At 40.9% G+C, this 14009-nt stretch carries 13 protein-coding genes; 10 read left to right on the forward strand and 3 right to left on the reverse strand.

From position 1 onward, the window contains the following. Window positions 1-72: 72 nt before the first annotated feature. Window positions 73-636 carry a TIGR01440 family protein gene (locus tag LRC_RS04150; RefSeq protein ID WP_014073263.1) on the reverse strand — a complete coding sequence of 188 codons (564 nt, stop codon included), beginning with the start codon at window positions 634-636 and terminating at the stop codon, window positions 73-75. Between the two features lie 339 nt (window positions 637-975). Here LRC_RS04150 and nrdD point away from each other — a divergent pair, with 339 nt between their 5' ends. Together nrdD and nrdG are read left to right on the forward strand one after the other, a co-directional pair. Continuing rightward, on the forward strand, window positions 976-3141 hold the full coding sequence (gene nrdD, locus LRC_RS04155) for an anaerobic ribonucleoside-triphosphate reductase (RefSeq protein ID WP_014073264.1): 2166 nt from the start codon (window positions 976-978) through the stop codon (window positions 3139-3141). Beyond that, window positions 3131-3817 (forward strand): anaerobic ribonucleoside-triphosphate reductase activating protein, encoded by a 687-nt coding sequence (gene nrdG / locus LRC_RS04160; RefSeq protein ID WP_014073265.1) that lies wholly within the window; start codon window positions 3131-3133, stop codon window positions 3815-3817. The genes nrdD and nrdG overlap by 11 nt, the downstream gene beginning before the upstream one ends. A 276-nt stretch (window positions 3818-4093) precedes the next feature. On the opposite strand, the gene LRC_RS04165 is transcribed toward nrdG, so the two are convergent. Continuing rightward, window positions 4094-4654 (reverse strand): M15 family metallopeptidase, encoded by a 561-nt coding sequence (locus tag LRC_RS04165; RefSeq protein ID WP_014073266.1) that lies wholly within the window; start codon window positions 4652-4654, stop codon window positions 4094-4096. Between the two features lie 314 nt (window positions 4655-4968). Between LRC_RS04165 and spxA the strand changes: the two genes are divergently transcribed. The 4 genes from spxA (at window position 4969) to pepF (ending at window position 9219) form a co-directional block, all read left to right on the forward strand. Then, on the forward strand, window positions 4969-5367 hold the full coding sequence (gene spxA / locus LRC_RS04170; protein WP_014073267.1) for a transcriptional regulator SpxA: 399 nt from the start codon (window positions 4969-4971) through the stop codon (window positions 5365-5367). Between the two features lie 112 nt (window positions 5368-5479). After that, window positions 5480-6256, forward strand: coding sequence for an adaptor protein MecA (locus LRC_RS04175; RefSeq protein WP_014073268.1), 777 nt, complete (start codon window positions 5480-5482; stop codon window positions 6254-6256). A gap of 115 nt (window positions 6257-6371) precedes the next feature. Further along, a complete protein-coding gene (locus LRC_RS04180) occupies window positions 6372-7331 on the forward strand; it encodes a competence protein CoiA (protein ID WP_074786575.1) in 960 nt (319 codons plus the stop codon). Between the two features lie 82 nt (window positions 7332-7413). Further along, a complete protein-coding gene (gene pepF / locus LRC_RS04185) occupies window positions 7414-9219 on the forward strand; it encodes an oligoendopeptidase F (RefSeq protein ID WP_014073270.1) in 1806 nt (601 codons plus the stop codon). Between the two features lie 40 nt (window positions 9220-9259). On the opposite strand, the gene LRC_RS04190 is transcribed toward pepF, so the two are convergent. Further along, a complete protein-coding gene (locus LRC_RS04190; RefSeq protein ID WP_014073271.1) occupies window positions 9260-9907 on the reverse strand; it encodes a ClpXP adapter SpxH family protein in 648 nt (215 codons plus the stop codon). Between the two features lie 325 nt (window positions 9908-10232). Here LRC_RS04190 and yjbM point away from each other — a divergent pair, with 325 nt between their 5' ends. From yjbM to mgtE, 4 genes are read left to right on the forward strand one after another with little or no spacing between them, the layout of a single operon-like run. Then, a complete protein-coding gene (gene yjbM, locus LRC_RS04195) occupies window positions 10233-10922 on the forward strand; it encodes a GTP diphosphokinase (protein WP_014073272.1) in 690 nt (229 codons plus the stop codon). Continuing rightward, window positions 10919-11725 (forward strand): NAD kinase, encoded by an 807-nt coding sequence (locus LRC_RS04200; protein WP_014073273.1) that lies wholly within the window; start codon window positions 10919-10921, stop codon window positions 11723-11725. The genes yjbM and LRC_RS04200 overlap by 4 nt, the downstream gene beginning before the upstream one ends. Then, window positions 11715-12620 (forward strand): RluA family pseudouridine synthase, encoded by a 906-nt coding sequence (locus tag LRC_RS04205; protein WP_014073274.1) that lies wholly within the window; start codon window positions 11715-11717, stop codon window positions 12618-12620. Before LRC_RS04200 ends, LRC_RS04205 begins: the two co-directional genes overlap by 11 nt. A 5-nt stretch (window positions 12621-12625) precedes the next feature. Further along, window positions 12626-13996, forward strand: a complete 1371-nt coding sequence (mgtE, locus tag LRC_RS04210) for a magnesium transporter (RefSeq protein ID WP_014073275.1) — start codon at window positions 12626-12628, stop codon at window positions 13994-13996. Window positions 13997-14009: the final 13 nt, after the last annotated feature.

Genomic DNA, 14009 nt, shown 5'->3' on the forward strand with positions numbered 1-14009 from the left:
GATTATGCTTTTCACGCAGCAAATTTGACTGTATTTTAAGCCGGGAATGAAAAAACCAGCTGAATCAAAGCACTATCCGAATGGATCCCACTTGTACTTTGCACGTTCTCCTCCAATTAATTTCGGACGTGAGCGAAGATATGTTGCATGCGCGAATCCGATTTCCTTGACGGACGTTCTGACCGGAATTTGGACAAATTTTACGTGCATGCCGATTGACGTATCTCCGATGTCCATTCCTGCCTGCGCGATGACGTGTTCAACTTCAACGGGATCGTCCATTTGCTCGAATGCGGCGATTTGGCAAGATCCGCCGGCATGTTCGCTTGGAAAAACGGTGACGATTTCGAAGTTTTTTTCTTCAGCGATTTTTCTTTCGACGACAAGGGCGCGATTCAAGTGTTCGCATCCTTGGACGGCCAAATACAGCTTTCGCGGTTTTAAAACTTCCATAACGGCAGAAACAACCGTACGGCCAACGTCGACGCTGGGGTATTTTCCAATGTGCTTACCTTGAATTTCGCTTGTGCTGCATCCTAAAACAACCAGATCGCCCTCATGAAGGTTTGCTTGATTCAGCAATTCGGTTAATCCGCTCCGTATTTGTTCTGTAATCTTGTTTAAATCGATTTCCAAAATTTCACCTTCTCATAATTATCGGGAAACTTTCCGTCATCCCGAGTTATTGTATCAATTATAACACCATATATTGTGTCGGTGCTTCATGTTTTTTGAAATAAAAATGTTTCACAGGCAGTCAACCCCAATGTAAAAAGGTTTTTATAAAAGTTTCACACGCTCTATATCTAGCATTGTTATTTTTCTTCAGGCCCTATATATTGTGTTTTTGTTGTTTTCGTTATAATATAGAATATGCTGGAAGGTCAGGGAGACATACCGACCTTACATGAACGGAACAGCTTGTTTTTATACTGGCAAATGATAATGAAAATTTTGACTCGGGGGTTGACTTGAATGATTGAATTAAAAAATGATGAAAAAAAAGTGACAAAAAGGCCGGGGTCGGTCATCAAGCGCGATGGATACAGGATGCCCTTTGCGTCATATAAATTAAAATATATTTTCAGCGCCCTCGGTTTGGAAGACCAAAGCGATGAATTGATTTGGTCGGTTATTAATAAATTTGTCGATCAAGATACGGTTGAAACGGCTGAAATCTATGATGCAGTCATTGCGACTTTGAAAGAAAACAATTTTGACGATGAAGCTGAAAGTTTCATCACTAAACACAAGGTCAAGGAAGAAGAATGGCAAAAACAAACGGATCCTACTGAACGTTTGACACGACTTCAAAAGAAGGATCCGACACTTGTGCATGAAAATGCCAATAAGGACAGCAACGTTTTCAATACGCAGCGCGATCTGACCGCGGGAACGGTTGGCAAAACGCTTGGATTGCGCTTGATGCCTGAACATGTTGCCAAAGCACATCTTCGCGGCGACATTCATTATCATGATCTTGACTATACTCCGTGGAGTCCGATGACGAATTGCTGTCTGATTGATTTCAGAGAAATGCTGACGAACGGATTTAAAATCGGAAATGCAGAGGTTGAAAGTCCTCATTCGATTCAAACTGCAACGGCACAAATGTCTCAGATTATTGCAAACGTGGCTTCCAGTCAATATGGCGGGTGTTCGGCAGACCGTGTGGATGAGGTTCTTGAACCGTTTGCAATGCGTAATTATGAGAAACATTTGGCTGAATCCAGGGATTACATCGAAAATCCTGAAAAGCAAGTCGAATTTGCCAAGAAAAGGACCAAAAAAGATATCTACGATGCGATGCAGGCTTTGGAATACGAAATCAATACCCTGTTTTCGTCACAAGGACAGACGCCGTTTACAACGCTCGGATTTGGCCTTGGAACTTCCTGGATTTCTCGTGAGATTCAAAAATCGATTTTGAGAATCAGAATTGCAGGACTCGGTCGCGAAAAACGTACGGCAATTTTTCCGAAACTCGTTTTTACGTTGAAAAAAGGCTTGAATCTCAAGCCTGGCGATCCAAATTATGACATCAAGCAGCTTGCGGTTGAGTGTGCTACGAAACGCATGTATCCTGACGTTTTGATGTATGACAAGATAGTTGAACTGACTGGAAGCTTCAAAGCACCGATGGGGTGTCGCTCTTTTCTTCAAGGCTGGAAAGACGATGAAGGAAATGAAGTCAATTCAGGCCGAATGAACCTCGGAGTCGTGACCATGAACCTTCCGCGAATCGCACTTGAATCAAATGGCGACATGGATCTTTTTTGGGAAATATTCGATGAACGCCTTGACGTATGTCATACTGCGCTCAAGTTCAAAGTCAAGCGCGTTTTGGATGCCATTCCTGAAAATGCTCCGATTCTTTATCAATACGGTGCATTTGGCAAGCGTCTCAAGCCGGGAGAAGACGTAAATGAGTTGTTTAAAAATGAACGTGCAACGGTTTCATTGGGCTATATCGGCCTATATGAAGTCGGAACAGTCTTCTATGGGCCGAACTGGGAACATAACAAGGAAGCTCATGATTTTACGCTGTCAATCGTTAAGAAATTGCACGATGCCTGTGTAGAGTGGTCTGCGCAAAGCGGCTATCATTATAGTGTTTACTCGACTCCAAGCGAGTCGCTGACGGATCGTTTCTGTCGGTTGGATACTGAAAAATTCGGCAAGATTAAAGATATTACGGATAAGGAATACTACACGAACAGTTTTCATTATGACGTCAGAAAGCATCCGACTCCATTTGAGAAGCTTTCATTCGAAATGGACTATCCGAAATATGCTTCAGGCGGGTTTATTCATTACTGTGAATACCCTAATTTGCGTCAAAATCCGAAAGCTTTGGAAGCCGTTTGGGATTGGGCTTATGATAAGGTCGGCTATCTTGGAACCAATACGCCGATCGATCATTGCTATAAGTGCGGTTTTCAAGGCGAATTCAAAGCGACGGAGCGCGGCTTTGAGTGTCCAACGTGCGGCAATCACGATCCGAAGACTTGCGATTGCGTCAAAAGAACTTGCGGCTATCTTGGGAATCCTTTGCAGCGTCCGATGGTGCACGGACGTCACGTTGAGATTTCGTCACGCGTCAAGAACATGACCGAGAGGATGGCTGAAGATGTTGAATGATAGTCAGATTCGGGTAAGCATTGGCGGTGATACTTGTTTTATTACTCAATCCGATCTGGATAAAGGAAATGCCGACAAAAAAAATTTCAAACGACGTTCTCGCATACCTAAAAAGCCCAGGAATCCACAGCCGAAAGAGTGGCTTTCAAGCGAGTTGTCACAAAACTATATTGCTGACTACAAACCATTCAATTTTGTCGACGGTGAAGGGGTCAGGTGCAGTCTTTACGTCAGCGGATGTTTGTTTGCGTGTCCTGGATGCTATAACAAGGTTGCACAAAATTTTCATTACGGCAAACCCTATACGCAAGAACTTGAAGATCAGATAATTGAGGATCTTGGCGAAGATTACGTTCAAGGATTAACGCTGCTTGGCGGTGAGCCATTTTTAAATACTGATGTTTGTTTGAAATTGGTCAAGAGAATCAGAAAAGAGTACGGAGATATCAAGGATATTTGGTCTTGGAGCGGTTATACGTGGGATGAACTGCTGCTTGATTCAGAAGACAAGCTTGAACTGTTACATAGTATCGATATTCTTGTTGACGGACGCTTCAGAGAAGATCTGAAGGACTTGACGCTGCAATTCAGGGGAAGTTCCAATCAAAGAATCGTTGATGTTAAAAAATCATTTGAAAAGGGCGAGGTCGTTATTTGGGAAGGTCTGGTCAGATAAGAAAAGAGGCTGGGAAAAAACTATGTCTCAATTGAAAAACCGGATGATTTGCAATCAAGTGCAAATCTGATCCGGTTTTTTGCATATATGACAATCTCATTCCATGATGGAAATATCCGAAAAGAGGCTGGCGGCAAATTTGCATGAGATTTTGACTAGATTAGTTGAGCAGCACCGTATTTAAAAAATGCTGGAAAAAAGTCGCAAATTGACCGCCTTCGTTCGGTATTTCATTTATTTCAAGAGGAAAACGGGACTTTTTTCTCAGCCTCTTTTTCATATCTTATAATCATTCGGATCTGCAAGCAAAGGCTTATATTCATCCATTTGAGAGTCACGATAGTCCCACCACTCGTTGACATAGCCGACAAATCCCGCTTCAGTCATAGCCTTGTCCAAAATTTGGTAATGTTCTTCTTGGAGAGGGGTTCTTTTTGCATTTCGTAATGCATGTTCGGTGAAGTCGTCAAATCCGGTTTTCATTTCGACTTCGCGGCCCTTCATGTCAGTCAGCGTTAAATCAAAGGTGACGCCTTTTTGGTGACTGAAGTCAGGATTGGGTTTCGCAACGAATTTAGGATCCGGATAGACTTCGAAAAGTCTTTTTTGTGCTGAAACAGGGCGATATGCATCCCAGATTTTTAAGCGATATCCTTGGTCTTTGACTAATTTGCTGGCATGCGCAAGTTTTTTTGCTGTCCCTGTTCGAGCAATGGCGGTTTGAAAGTCATAAACGACTTTTCCCGTAAAGTTGTCGGGCGTTGCATACTTAAGATCAACGATGATTTCCGGATCCAGTTTCTGAATGTTCGTAAAGCCTGTCAGTTCTTTTTCCATTTTAACACCATCCGATATGTTTTAATAGGAATTATAGCGCTTGGATTTCTTTTAATCAATATTTTCAAGGATGCTTTTTAAATGGATGGCTGAATATATGTTAATTATTTCTTAACTTTTTAAGTAAAGGTAAAGAATTTGAACGTAAACGTATATTTGGCGGTGTTTTAAATCATTCTAACGCAATCTAAATCAAGATTATTGCAAAAATATTACAAAAAGTGGTATCAAATTTTTTAAAGTGGTGTATAATAGTACACGAGGATATATATTGTATGGTTGCATCAGTTTAAATCTGAGAGGGGCGATTCTTAATGGTTACCTTGTATACTTCACCAAGTTGCACATCTTGCCGTAAGGCGCGTGCATGGTTGAAAGAACACAATATTCCTTATGCGGAACGCAATATTTTTTCTAATCCGCTTAGTGTCGATGAACTGAAACAGATTCTTCAAATGACGGAAGACGGTACAGAAGAAATTATTTCGACACGTTCAAAGGTTTATCATGATTTGCATGTCAATATCGATGATTTGTCTTTGAAAGATTTGTTGGATTTGGTTCAAAGACATCCTGGCTTGTTGCGTCGTCCGATTATCATGGATGAGAAACGTCTGCAAGTAGGTTATAACGAAGATGAAATTCGTCGTTTCCTTCCGCACGAAGTTCGTGCGTTGGAATTGCGCCGTGCCCAGGAATTGGCAGGTTTTTAACTGAGAATTCAATCAAGGCTGCCTTTTTGGGTAGCCTTTTCTTGTTTTTTTTGATATGATAATGGTTGCAACTTAATTCAATTGCAAGATTATCGAAAAGGAGGACGTCCCTATGGAAATGGAAAAAATCAATGACAATACGATCAGAGTGTTGCTTGAAAATGAAGATTTAACCGAACGAGGGATTACTGTTCTCGATTTGCTTGGCAATCAAAGTGAAATTGAAAGCTTCTTTTTCAGTATTTTGGATGAAGTGGATAAGGATCATGAATTTCGCAACAATGAGGCGGTTACTTTTCAATTGATGCCTAATCGCAATGGTTTGGAACTGTTGATTACAAAAAGTAATCCGAGTCAGAACAAACCTATTGAGGATTCAATCAAAAATGATGATTCAGAAAATCAGGATCCTGATGATTTTAACAACGGTACCGAGAACGGCGATGTCTTTACGAATGAGTTGGCTGATTACATACGCAGTCAGTTAGAGGAAAAAGATAAAAAAGAATCCGTCATTCATTCAGCAGGAAACAAAACTGTTGATGATGACGGAGATGGGGTTTCTGGATACTTGAATGCAGAAGATGAGTCTCAAAAGCACTTTTTGGTAAATTTTGTTAATTTTGAGAACTTTATAGGATTGGCGAGCGTTTTCCCGTATAGCAACGTCGTATCCAACCTTTATGCATATGACGGACAGTATTTTCTTGAATTAGTTTTCTTTGAATCAGAGATGACTTCAGATCAAGTCAAGGATGCTTTGTCTTTGGCATATGAATACGGTGATCCTGTCAACTTTTCAGTTGACGTTGTCCGCGAACGTGGCAAACTGATTATGGAGCACGCTGCAATTGAAATCGCGCGTTATCATTTCAATCAAAAGAAATAAAAAATTTTTGACGCCTCTTGCGCATTTATAATGTGTGGAGGTGTTTTTTTGTTATATGCTGCAGATGAAATGAAAAAATTTGTTTCGGCAACGGATGCCAAAATAAATCAAAATTATTACTGTCCCAGGATGCGGTGCAAAGCTTTATTTGAAAAAAGGTCAAAAAAAAGCCGTGCATTTTGCTCATTATAAATCGACTTGCAATTTATTTACGGAAGGTGAGACAGTTGCTCATCTAAAAGGAAAGAAACTTTTGGCAAAGTGGGAGGAAGATTTGGGTTATAGCGTTCAGCCAGAAGCGTATTTAAGCGATTTAAAACAGCGTCCGGATGTTTTGGTAAAAAGACAAGGGCGGAATGATTTGGCGTTGGAGTACCAATGCGCTCCGATAACACCTAAAAGACTAGTTGAGCGTTCAAACGGATACAGGAGCATTGGACTTAATTTTTTTTGGATTTTGGGGCAGAAATATAAGTTAGGAAAAAAATTGACGAACGCTACGGCGAAATTTATTCGTTGGAATGCTTCGCTTGGTTTTTATTTGCTTTTTTTAGATCCGATCAACGAGAAAATCGAGATTGATTATGGGATTCAAAAAGCCGATTTTCTTCCAGTCAGATATTTACGTGGTTATGTCAAAAGTCTCAGAGAGCTGCGAGATTTTTTCAACCGGAATCATTCGTGGAAAATGTATCGTCTTAGCGCAGATTTGAGGGCAGAACAAAGCAAAAAATTAGAAGTGAGACTTCATTTTTCAAAGGGCAAGATTAGAAAATTACAAATGGCGTGTTATACCAAGTGTATTGATGCCAAGGAATTGATTTGGGATATGGTTAGTCCGCATTATTATCAACCTATTTATAGCGAAGACTCGTGTTATTGGAAATCAAGCCTGAGTTTGACTTTGTTTAGCGGCGAAAGTTTCAGCCTGCAAAGTAAATATTTTAAAATTAAGCGCGAAAACTGTTACTTCATGCCGTTTGTTTCTTCAGTTGATTCTATCCTGAAGAAAGATATCAGTTACGTCATAAAGAAATCGCAGATAAATTCGAATTATGAGAAAGCAGAAACTTGATTTTTAATTCAAATATTAGTAGAATTTCAGTTGTCAGATTGATTTGACCAATTTGAGAATTGTAACCACAGGGGGTAAAGAAATGGCTGAAGTAAAACAACTTCCAAAACGTGAAGAAGTTCCGGTTGAACTGACATGGGATCTTACGAAAATTTATGCTACGGATACGGACTTCGAAGCAGATTTTGCCAAAGTAAAAAAAGAAGCGGAGAGCTTCAAAAAATATCAGGGCAAGCTTAAGGAAAACGGAGATACCTTGCTCGAAGCAATTAAAGAAATGTTTGCGATTCAAAGGCGTCTTGAGAATGTTTATGTTTATGCAAGCATGAAGAATGATCAAGATACTGCCAATGCTGAAAATCAAGCCAAGAACGCAACCGTTCAAAAACTTGTGGCCGAAGTTTCGGAAAAACTTTCCTGGTTTCAACCGGAGCTCTTGCATTTGACGATTGAAGAGCTTGAGGAGGCAAAGAAGCAGACACCGGAACTTAACGAATATTCACAAAATCTCAGAGAATGGTTTGAGATGAAAGATCACGTCTTAAGCGACAAAGAAGAAGCATTGCTTGCCGGTGCGAGCGACATCTTCAGTGCACCTGAAAGCACTTTTGAAGTTTTGAACGATGCTGATTTGAAATTCCCTGTCATGAAGGATGAAAACGGTGATGACGTTGAGCTTTCAGAAGGGATCTACGGAACGTTGCTCGAATCGACGGATCGTCGCGTTCGCAAAGAAGCTTTCCAAAATTTGTATAAGGTTTATCGCCAGTTTCGTCATACGTTTGCTATGACGTTGTCTTCACACAACAGGACTGAAAATTACGTTGCCAAAGTCAGAAATTACTCAACGGCACAAGAGGCCGCTTTGGCAAACAATCACATCCCGGTCTCTGTTTATGATACGCTTATCAATGTAACGAATAAGCATTTGCCTTTACTGCATCGCTACGTTGCGCTCAGGAAGAAATTGCTCAATCTTGACGAGGTGCATATGTATGATCTGTATACGCCGATCGCGGGCGAGCCGACCCTCAAATATACGTATGATGAAGCCAAGGAAGAAGCATTAAAAGCATTGGCTGTTTTAGGTGACGATTATCTTTCTCACGTTAAAGAAGCTTTTGACAATCGTTGGATTGACGTTGTGGCAAATCAGGGCAAGCGTGGCGGAGCGTACTCTGGCGGATCTTACGATACTGCCCCGTACATTTTGCTCAATTGGCAGGATACGCTTGATAATTTGTTTACGCTTGTACATGAAATGGGACATACGATTCACAGCTACTATACTCGTCATAATCAACCTTATCAATACGGGGATTATTCAATTTTTGTTGCTGAAATTGCTTCAACGACAAACGAAAACCTATTGACGCAATATTTGCTTGATCATTTTGAAGACAAAAAAGTTAAAGCATATGTTTTAAATCACTATCTCGATGGTTTCAAGGGAACGGTTTTCCGTCAGACGCAATTTGCTGAATTTGAAAAATGGTCCCATGAACAAGACGCTGCAGGCAAGCCGCTGACTGCCGATGTTATCAGCAAGTACTATGGCGAGCTAAATAAGCGTTACTACGGGCCTGATATTTTTAATGACGATGAAATTTCTCTTGAATGGGCACGAATTCCTCATTTTTACTACAATTATTACGTCTATCAATATGCAACGGGATTTGCTGCTGCAACGACTTTGGCACAAAATATCCTAAATGATAATCCTGCCGATACGCAAGCATATCTGACATATTTGAAGTCAGGATCGAGCGAATATCCAATTGACATCATGAAAAAAGCTGGCGTTGATATGACGAATGAAGAGTATCTTGAAAAAGCATTTGACGTCTTTGAAAAGCGACTGAATGAATTGGAGAAACTCATTGGTTGATAACGGATAAAAAATAAGCTTGAAGACATTGCCTTCAAGCTTATTTTTGTTTGAAAAGGGGATGAAGATTCGTATGAAGATTTTTCTTCAAAGCACCGCGTGCATCATCACAGATAAAATCCTTAGGATCATTTGACAGGAGCAAATCTTCCAAGGCCTCCAAAGAATCGCAATCTTTGATGGAAAAACCGCAATCATATCCGGCAAGGTTATAGACTACAAGCGTAGGGTGCGTTTGAACTTTTAAATCTGCTGCCAACTTCTGATCTTGTTTGAAGCATTTAACGGCAAGGTCTGATTGGCGATCAGCTAAAAACATTTCGACGTCGAGACGGCTTTTTTCAGCTGATTCCAAAACCAATTCATCCGTGTAATCGCGGTGGTTTTCATGTATTTCTTGTTGGATGGTCATCAAGAATTTACGTCCGCGTTTAGTCCCCTGAAACATCGCTGCTTTGTAATCGATTGCTGAACGAAACAAGACTTGGGAAATCTGATTTCGTTTTTTCAAATCACAAGCATCGATGCCGTACGACGACATAATCGAGGAGATTGAGTTAATGTTCAATAGCGGGACAAATTTGAATCTAATCTTACTCTTCGACAATTCGACGAGCTTTAAAATGTTTTGTTCTGCATGGTAGCAAGTGCTTCCAAGCGGATTAATGAACAAATACAACTCAAGCAAGGCAATTCCTCCACTTTGTTGAATTATTATTTCTAACTATACTCTAGCAAAAAAAAGAAATTTTGCAATTATTTTGCTCAAATTAATCAAAAAAACATCAAGTTCTGAAAAGAGGTTGCGTAGGTTTCCTATGTTTTATAAAGTTTATGGAAATCTATTAAAATTTAAAACGGCCACTTGTTTTTATATCTTAGAAGACGTTGAAACTTGTCTTTTTTCAACGATCTTTTTATTTAAAACATTTTTCGATATTACCTGATCTTGTTCATACAATTTATTGTGTTGTTGTGTTAAACTTGATAAGTAGGTGAAAGGCGGTGTTTTTATGGAGAGAGACTGGGAAAATTTTTTGCTTCCGTATGAAGAAGCAGTTAAGGAACTTAAACTCAAATTCAGAACTTTGAGGAGCCAGTTTGAAAAAGAAGGACACTGCCCGATTGAGTTCGTTACGGGAAGAGTTAAACCCGTAGCAAGCATTAAAGAAAAAATGGTTAGACGCCAGATAAGAGAGGAACGTTTGGCTGATGACATGGAGGATATTGCCGGTATCAGAATCATGTGTCAGTTCGTGGAAGATATTTATACGGTTGTTGACATCATCAGAAAAAGAAGTGATATGCAGATAATCGAAGAGCGCGACTATATTGCGAATCAAAAGCCGAGCGGTTATCGATCGTATCATATCGTCGTTTGTTATCCGGTACAGTTGCTTGATGAGCAGACAAACATTAAAGTTGAGATTCAAATAAGAACGCTTGCAATGAATTTTTGGGCAACGATTGAGCATTCTTTGGGATACAAATATCGCGGCATGTTCCCTAAAGAACTGAAAGAAAGGCTTGCCAGAAGCGCAGAAGCCGCATTTTTGCTTGATAATGAAATGTCTAGTATTCGTGAAGAAATTCAAGAGGCTCAGGAATTATTCAACAACAAGATCAAGTTTATTGAAAAGGGGCAGCCCCCAAGTCAATTTGAGATGATTAAAGAATATCACGATGAAAGGAAACGGTCATGAAGGTTGCAATTTTTGCAAATGATGGAAAACAATCTCAAAACGTCAAGCAAAGGCTTGAAAAACGTTTTACTGAGCGACATTTCGTTTTAGACGACAAAGAGCCTGACGTCGTTATTTCAATCGGTGGGGACGGGACGCTTTTATCGGCGTTTCATCACTATGAAAATCGTCTTGACAAGATTCGTTTTGTTGGCGTACACACGGGTCATTTGGGCTTTTATACAGATTGGCGTGATGAAGAAGTTGATGATCTTGTAATTAGTTTGGAATCCGATAACGGTCAGTCCGTAAGCTATCCGTTACTTGAAGTTTGCGTTAAATATGCAGACTGTCCGAAACGAGTTCATTACCTTGCTTTGAATGAATCAACTTTGAAGCGCATCAGTTCAACGATGACGACCGACGTGTATTTAGGCGGGGAATTGTTTGAAAGGTTCAGAGGAGACGGGTTGTGCGTTTCAACTCCGACCGGCTCGACCGCATACAACAAATCATTGGGGGGAGCCGTGGTTCATCCGAATCTCGAAGTTTTGCAGATTGCAGAAATTAGCTCAATTAACAATCGTGTTTTCAGAACGTTGAGTTCTCCGATGATTGTTGCTCCAAATGACTGGATCACCTTTAGACCGATGCGAGGAAGCGATTTTGTTTTGACGGTCGATTCCGATTCGTATCACAATCGTGATATTGTTGAAATACAATATAAGATATCTAAAAAAAGGATTCATTTTGCCAAATACCGTCATATGCATTTTTGGCAACGAGTCCAGGAAGCTTTCATAGGAACAGAAAATGAAGATTAGTTTGGTTTATCAAGGAAAGAATCCCTGTCATTTAAAAACTTTTCTGAGACAGCAGGGGATTTCAAGAGGATTGTTGGCAAAAATCAGACATGAAGGCGGAGCGATTGACGTTGACGGAACTTCCGGTCGGAAACTGGACATGATTTTTCCCAATGCAGTCGTGACATTGACGATGCCGCCTGAAAGGGTCAGAAAAGAGCCTGTGATTCCGTCATACGTGCCGCTTAAAATTCTTTATGAGGATCGAGATTTTTTGATTGTTGACAAACCAGCGCATTTGGCAACGATTCCTTCTCCTGATAAAAAACATCGGTACGATTCGTTGGTTAATCGAGTCGTCGGATATTACGAGCTTCGCGGCATCAAGGATACGGTAGTTCACGTAATTACGAGGCTTGACCGTGACACGACAGGAATTGTTTTGATTGCCAAGCATCGATATGCGCATGCGTTAATTGACAAACAGGTTCATGACCACTCGATTAAAAAAGAGTATTTGGCTTTGCTGTCTGGTAAAGTTAATCGACAACACTTTTTTGTCAATCTGCCGATTGGAAGAGAACCTGGCAGCATGATTAAGCGAACAATAACTGAGGACGGAAAGCCGTCTTCAAGCGAATACTTTTTAGAAAAGAAACTGAGGGATGCTTCTTTGTACAGAGTAAGACTTCATTCTGGTCGAACTCACCAAATCAGGGTTCACAGCAAAGCAATTGGGCATCCGCTCGTAGCAGATACTCTTTATGACGGCAAAAATTCTCTTCCTTTGCAGCGTCAAGGTCTGCATTGTTTCCATCTTGTCTTCTATCATCCGTTTCTCGCAAAGCAGCTTGAAATATATTGCAATCCGCCTCGGGATTTTGAGGGGTATATTAAGAAAAATAAGAAAGAGTGAGCATCATGGTAAAAACAATCGAAACAACCCATGATAAAAGCGACATCATCATTCAATTGCTCAATGCGCAAAAGGCAAGACAGTTTCGCGAAGAGTATCTTGATTTGCACGTATACGAGCAGGCACAGATTTTTACCGATCTGACTGAAAAGCAAAGGGCGAGGCTTTATCGTTATCTGACGGCCGAAGAAGTCGGTGACATGTTTGATGCGATTGAAGAAGAGCCTGAAGAAGTTGTCAACTATTTCAAAGAAATGACTCCGCAGTATGCGGCTAACGTTATTGATCAGATGTATACCGATAATGCTGTTGATATTTTGGCCTATGCTCAAAAGAAAGATCTTGCTAAGTATCTGCGTCTGATTCCCCAAGAAAAGGCCGCAGAAATCAGAGAAATGCTTCACTATGAAGATAAGACTGCTGGTGCCATCATGTCGACCGAATTTGTCGAAATCGTCGGCAATCAAACGGTCCGTTCTGCAATGCACGTAATAAAGCGTGAAGCAGATGATGCGGAAACGATTTATTACGTGTATGTCATCGGTTCAAATGAGAAGCTCCGAGGAGTTTTGACGTTAAGGGATCTTTTGACCCATGACGATGATGAGATGATCGAAGACATCATGACGACGCCGGTAATGTCCGTTCAGGTGTCGGATGACCAGGCAGAGGTTGCACAGACGATTCGTGATTATAATTTTTTGGCGATTCCGGTGACGGATTATGACGGAAGATTGATTGGCATTATTACCGTTGATGACATCATCGATGTCATCGATGAAGAATCTGCGGAAGACTACTCCGGTTTGGCCGGTGTTGACACGGACGAAGAGACGAACAGTCCCCTCAAGGCAGCTGTCAATCGCCTTCCTTGGCTGATTGTGCTGCTTTTGCTCGGAATGTCAACGACGACGCTTATCTCGCATTATGAAAGCATGATCGGTGAGGCGAGTATTTTGGCGATTTTCATCTCTTCCATCACGGGGACTGCCGGTAATGCCGGGACGCAAAGCTTAGCCGTTGCCGTCAGGCGTCTGGCTGAAAAAGAAGAGGATCAACCTTCTTGGTATAAACAGTTTTTGACAGAGTTTTTCACCGGACTTTTGACTGGGTTCGTTACAGGCTTGACAATTTGTCTGATTGTCGGCATTTGGAAGCAAAATTTCGTTTTGGGATTCGTAATCGGCATGGCAATGATGTGTGCCATTACGGTTGCCAATCTTGCCGGAAGCTTCATTCCGAATTTGATGGATCGAATCGGGGTCGATCCTGCCGTTGCTTCAGGACCGTTTATTTCGACTTTGAGCGATTTAACGTCGGTTTTGATCTATTTTAACATTGCCAAGCTTTTCATGCAGTTTTTGATGGGAAAGTAAGCGAGGTTCGTAA

It is taken from the genome of Ligilactobacillus ruminis ATCC 27782 (assembly GCF_000224985.1).
Lineage (GTDB): Bacteria > Bacillota > Bacilli > Lactobacillales > Lactobacillaceae > Ligilactobacillus > Ligilactobacillus ruminis.

What these genes read in the sequence shown, in the direction of transcription:
- nrdD (WP_014073264.1), top strand. Translation starts at nt 976, where the DNA reads ATGATTGAATTAAAAAATGATGAAAAAAAAGTGACAAAAAGGCCGGGG.
- nrdG (WP_014073265.1), top strand. Translation starts at nt 3,131, where the DNA reads ATGTTGAATGATAGTCAGATTCGGGTAAGCATTGGCGGTGATACTTGT.
- LRC_RS04165 (WP_014073266.1), bottom strand. Translation starts at nt 4,654, where the DNA reads ATGGAAAAAGAACTGACAGGCTTTACGAACATTCAGAAACTGGATCCG.
- spxA (WP_014073267.1), top strand. Translation starts at nt 4,969, where the DNA reads ATGGTTACCTTGTATACTTCACCAAGTTGCACATCTTGCCGTAAGGCG.
- LRC_RS04175 (WP_014073268.1), top strand. Translation starts at nt 5,480, where the DNA reads ATGGAAATGGAAAAAATCAATGACAATACGATCAGAGTGTTGCTTGAA.
- pepF (WP_014073270.1), top strand. Translation starts at nt 7,414, where the DNA reads ATGGCTGAAGTAAAACAACTTCCAAAACGTGAAGAAGTTCCGGTTGAA.
- yjbM (WP_014073272.1), top strand. Translation starts at nt 10,233, where the DNA reads ATGGAGAGAGACTGGGAAAATTTTTTGCTTCCGTATGAAGAAGCAGTT.
- LRC_RS04200 (WP_014073273.1), top strand. Translation starts at nt 10,919, where the DNA reads ATGAAGGTTGCAATTTTTGCAAATGATGGAAAACAATCTCAAAACGTC.
- LRC_RS04205 (WP_014073274.1), top strand. Translation starts at nt 11,715, where the DNA reads ATGAAGATTAGTTTGGTTTATCAAGGAAAGAATCCCTGTCATTTAAAA.
- mgtE (WP_014073275.1), top strand. Translation starts at nt 12,626, where the DNA reads ATGGTAAAAACAATCGAAACAACCCATGATAAAAGCGACATCATCATT.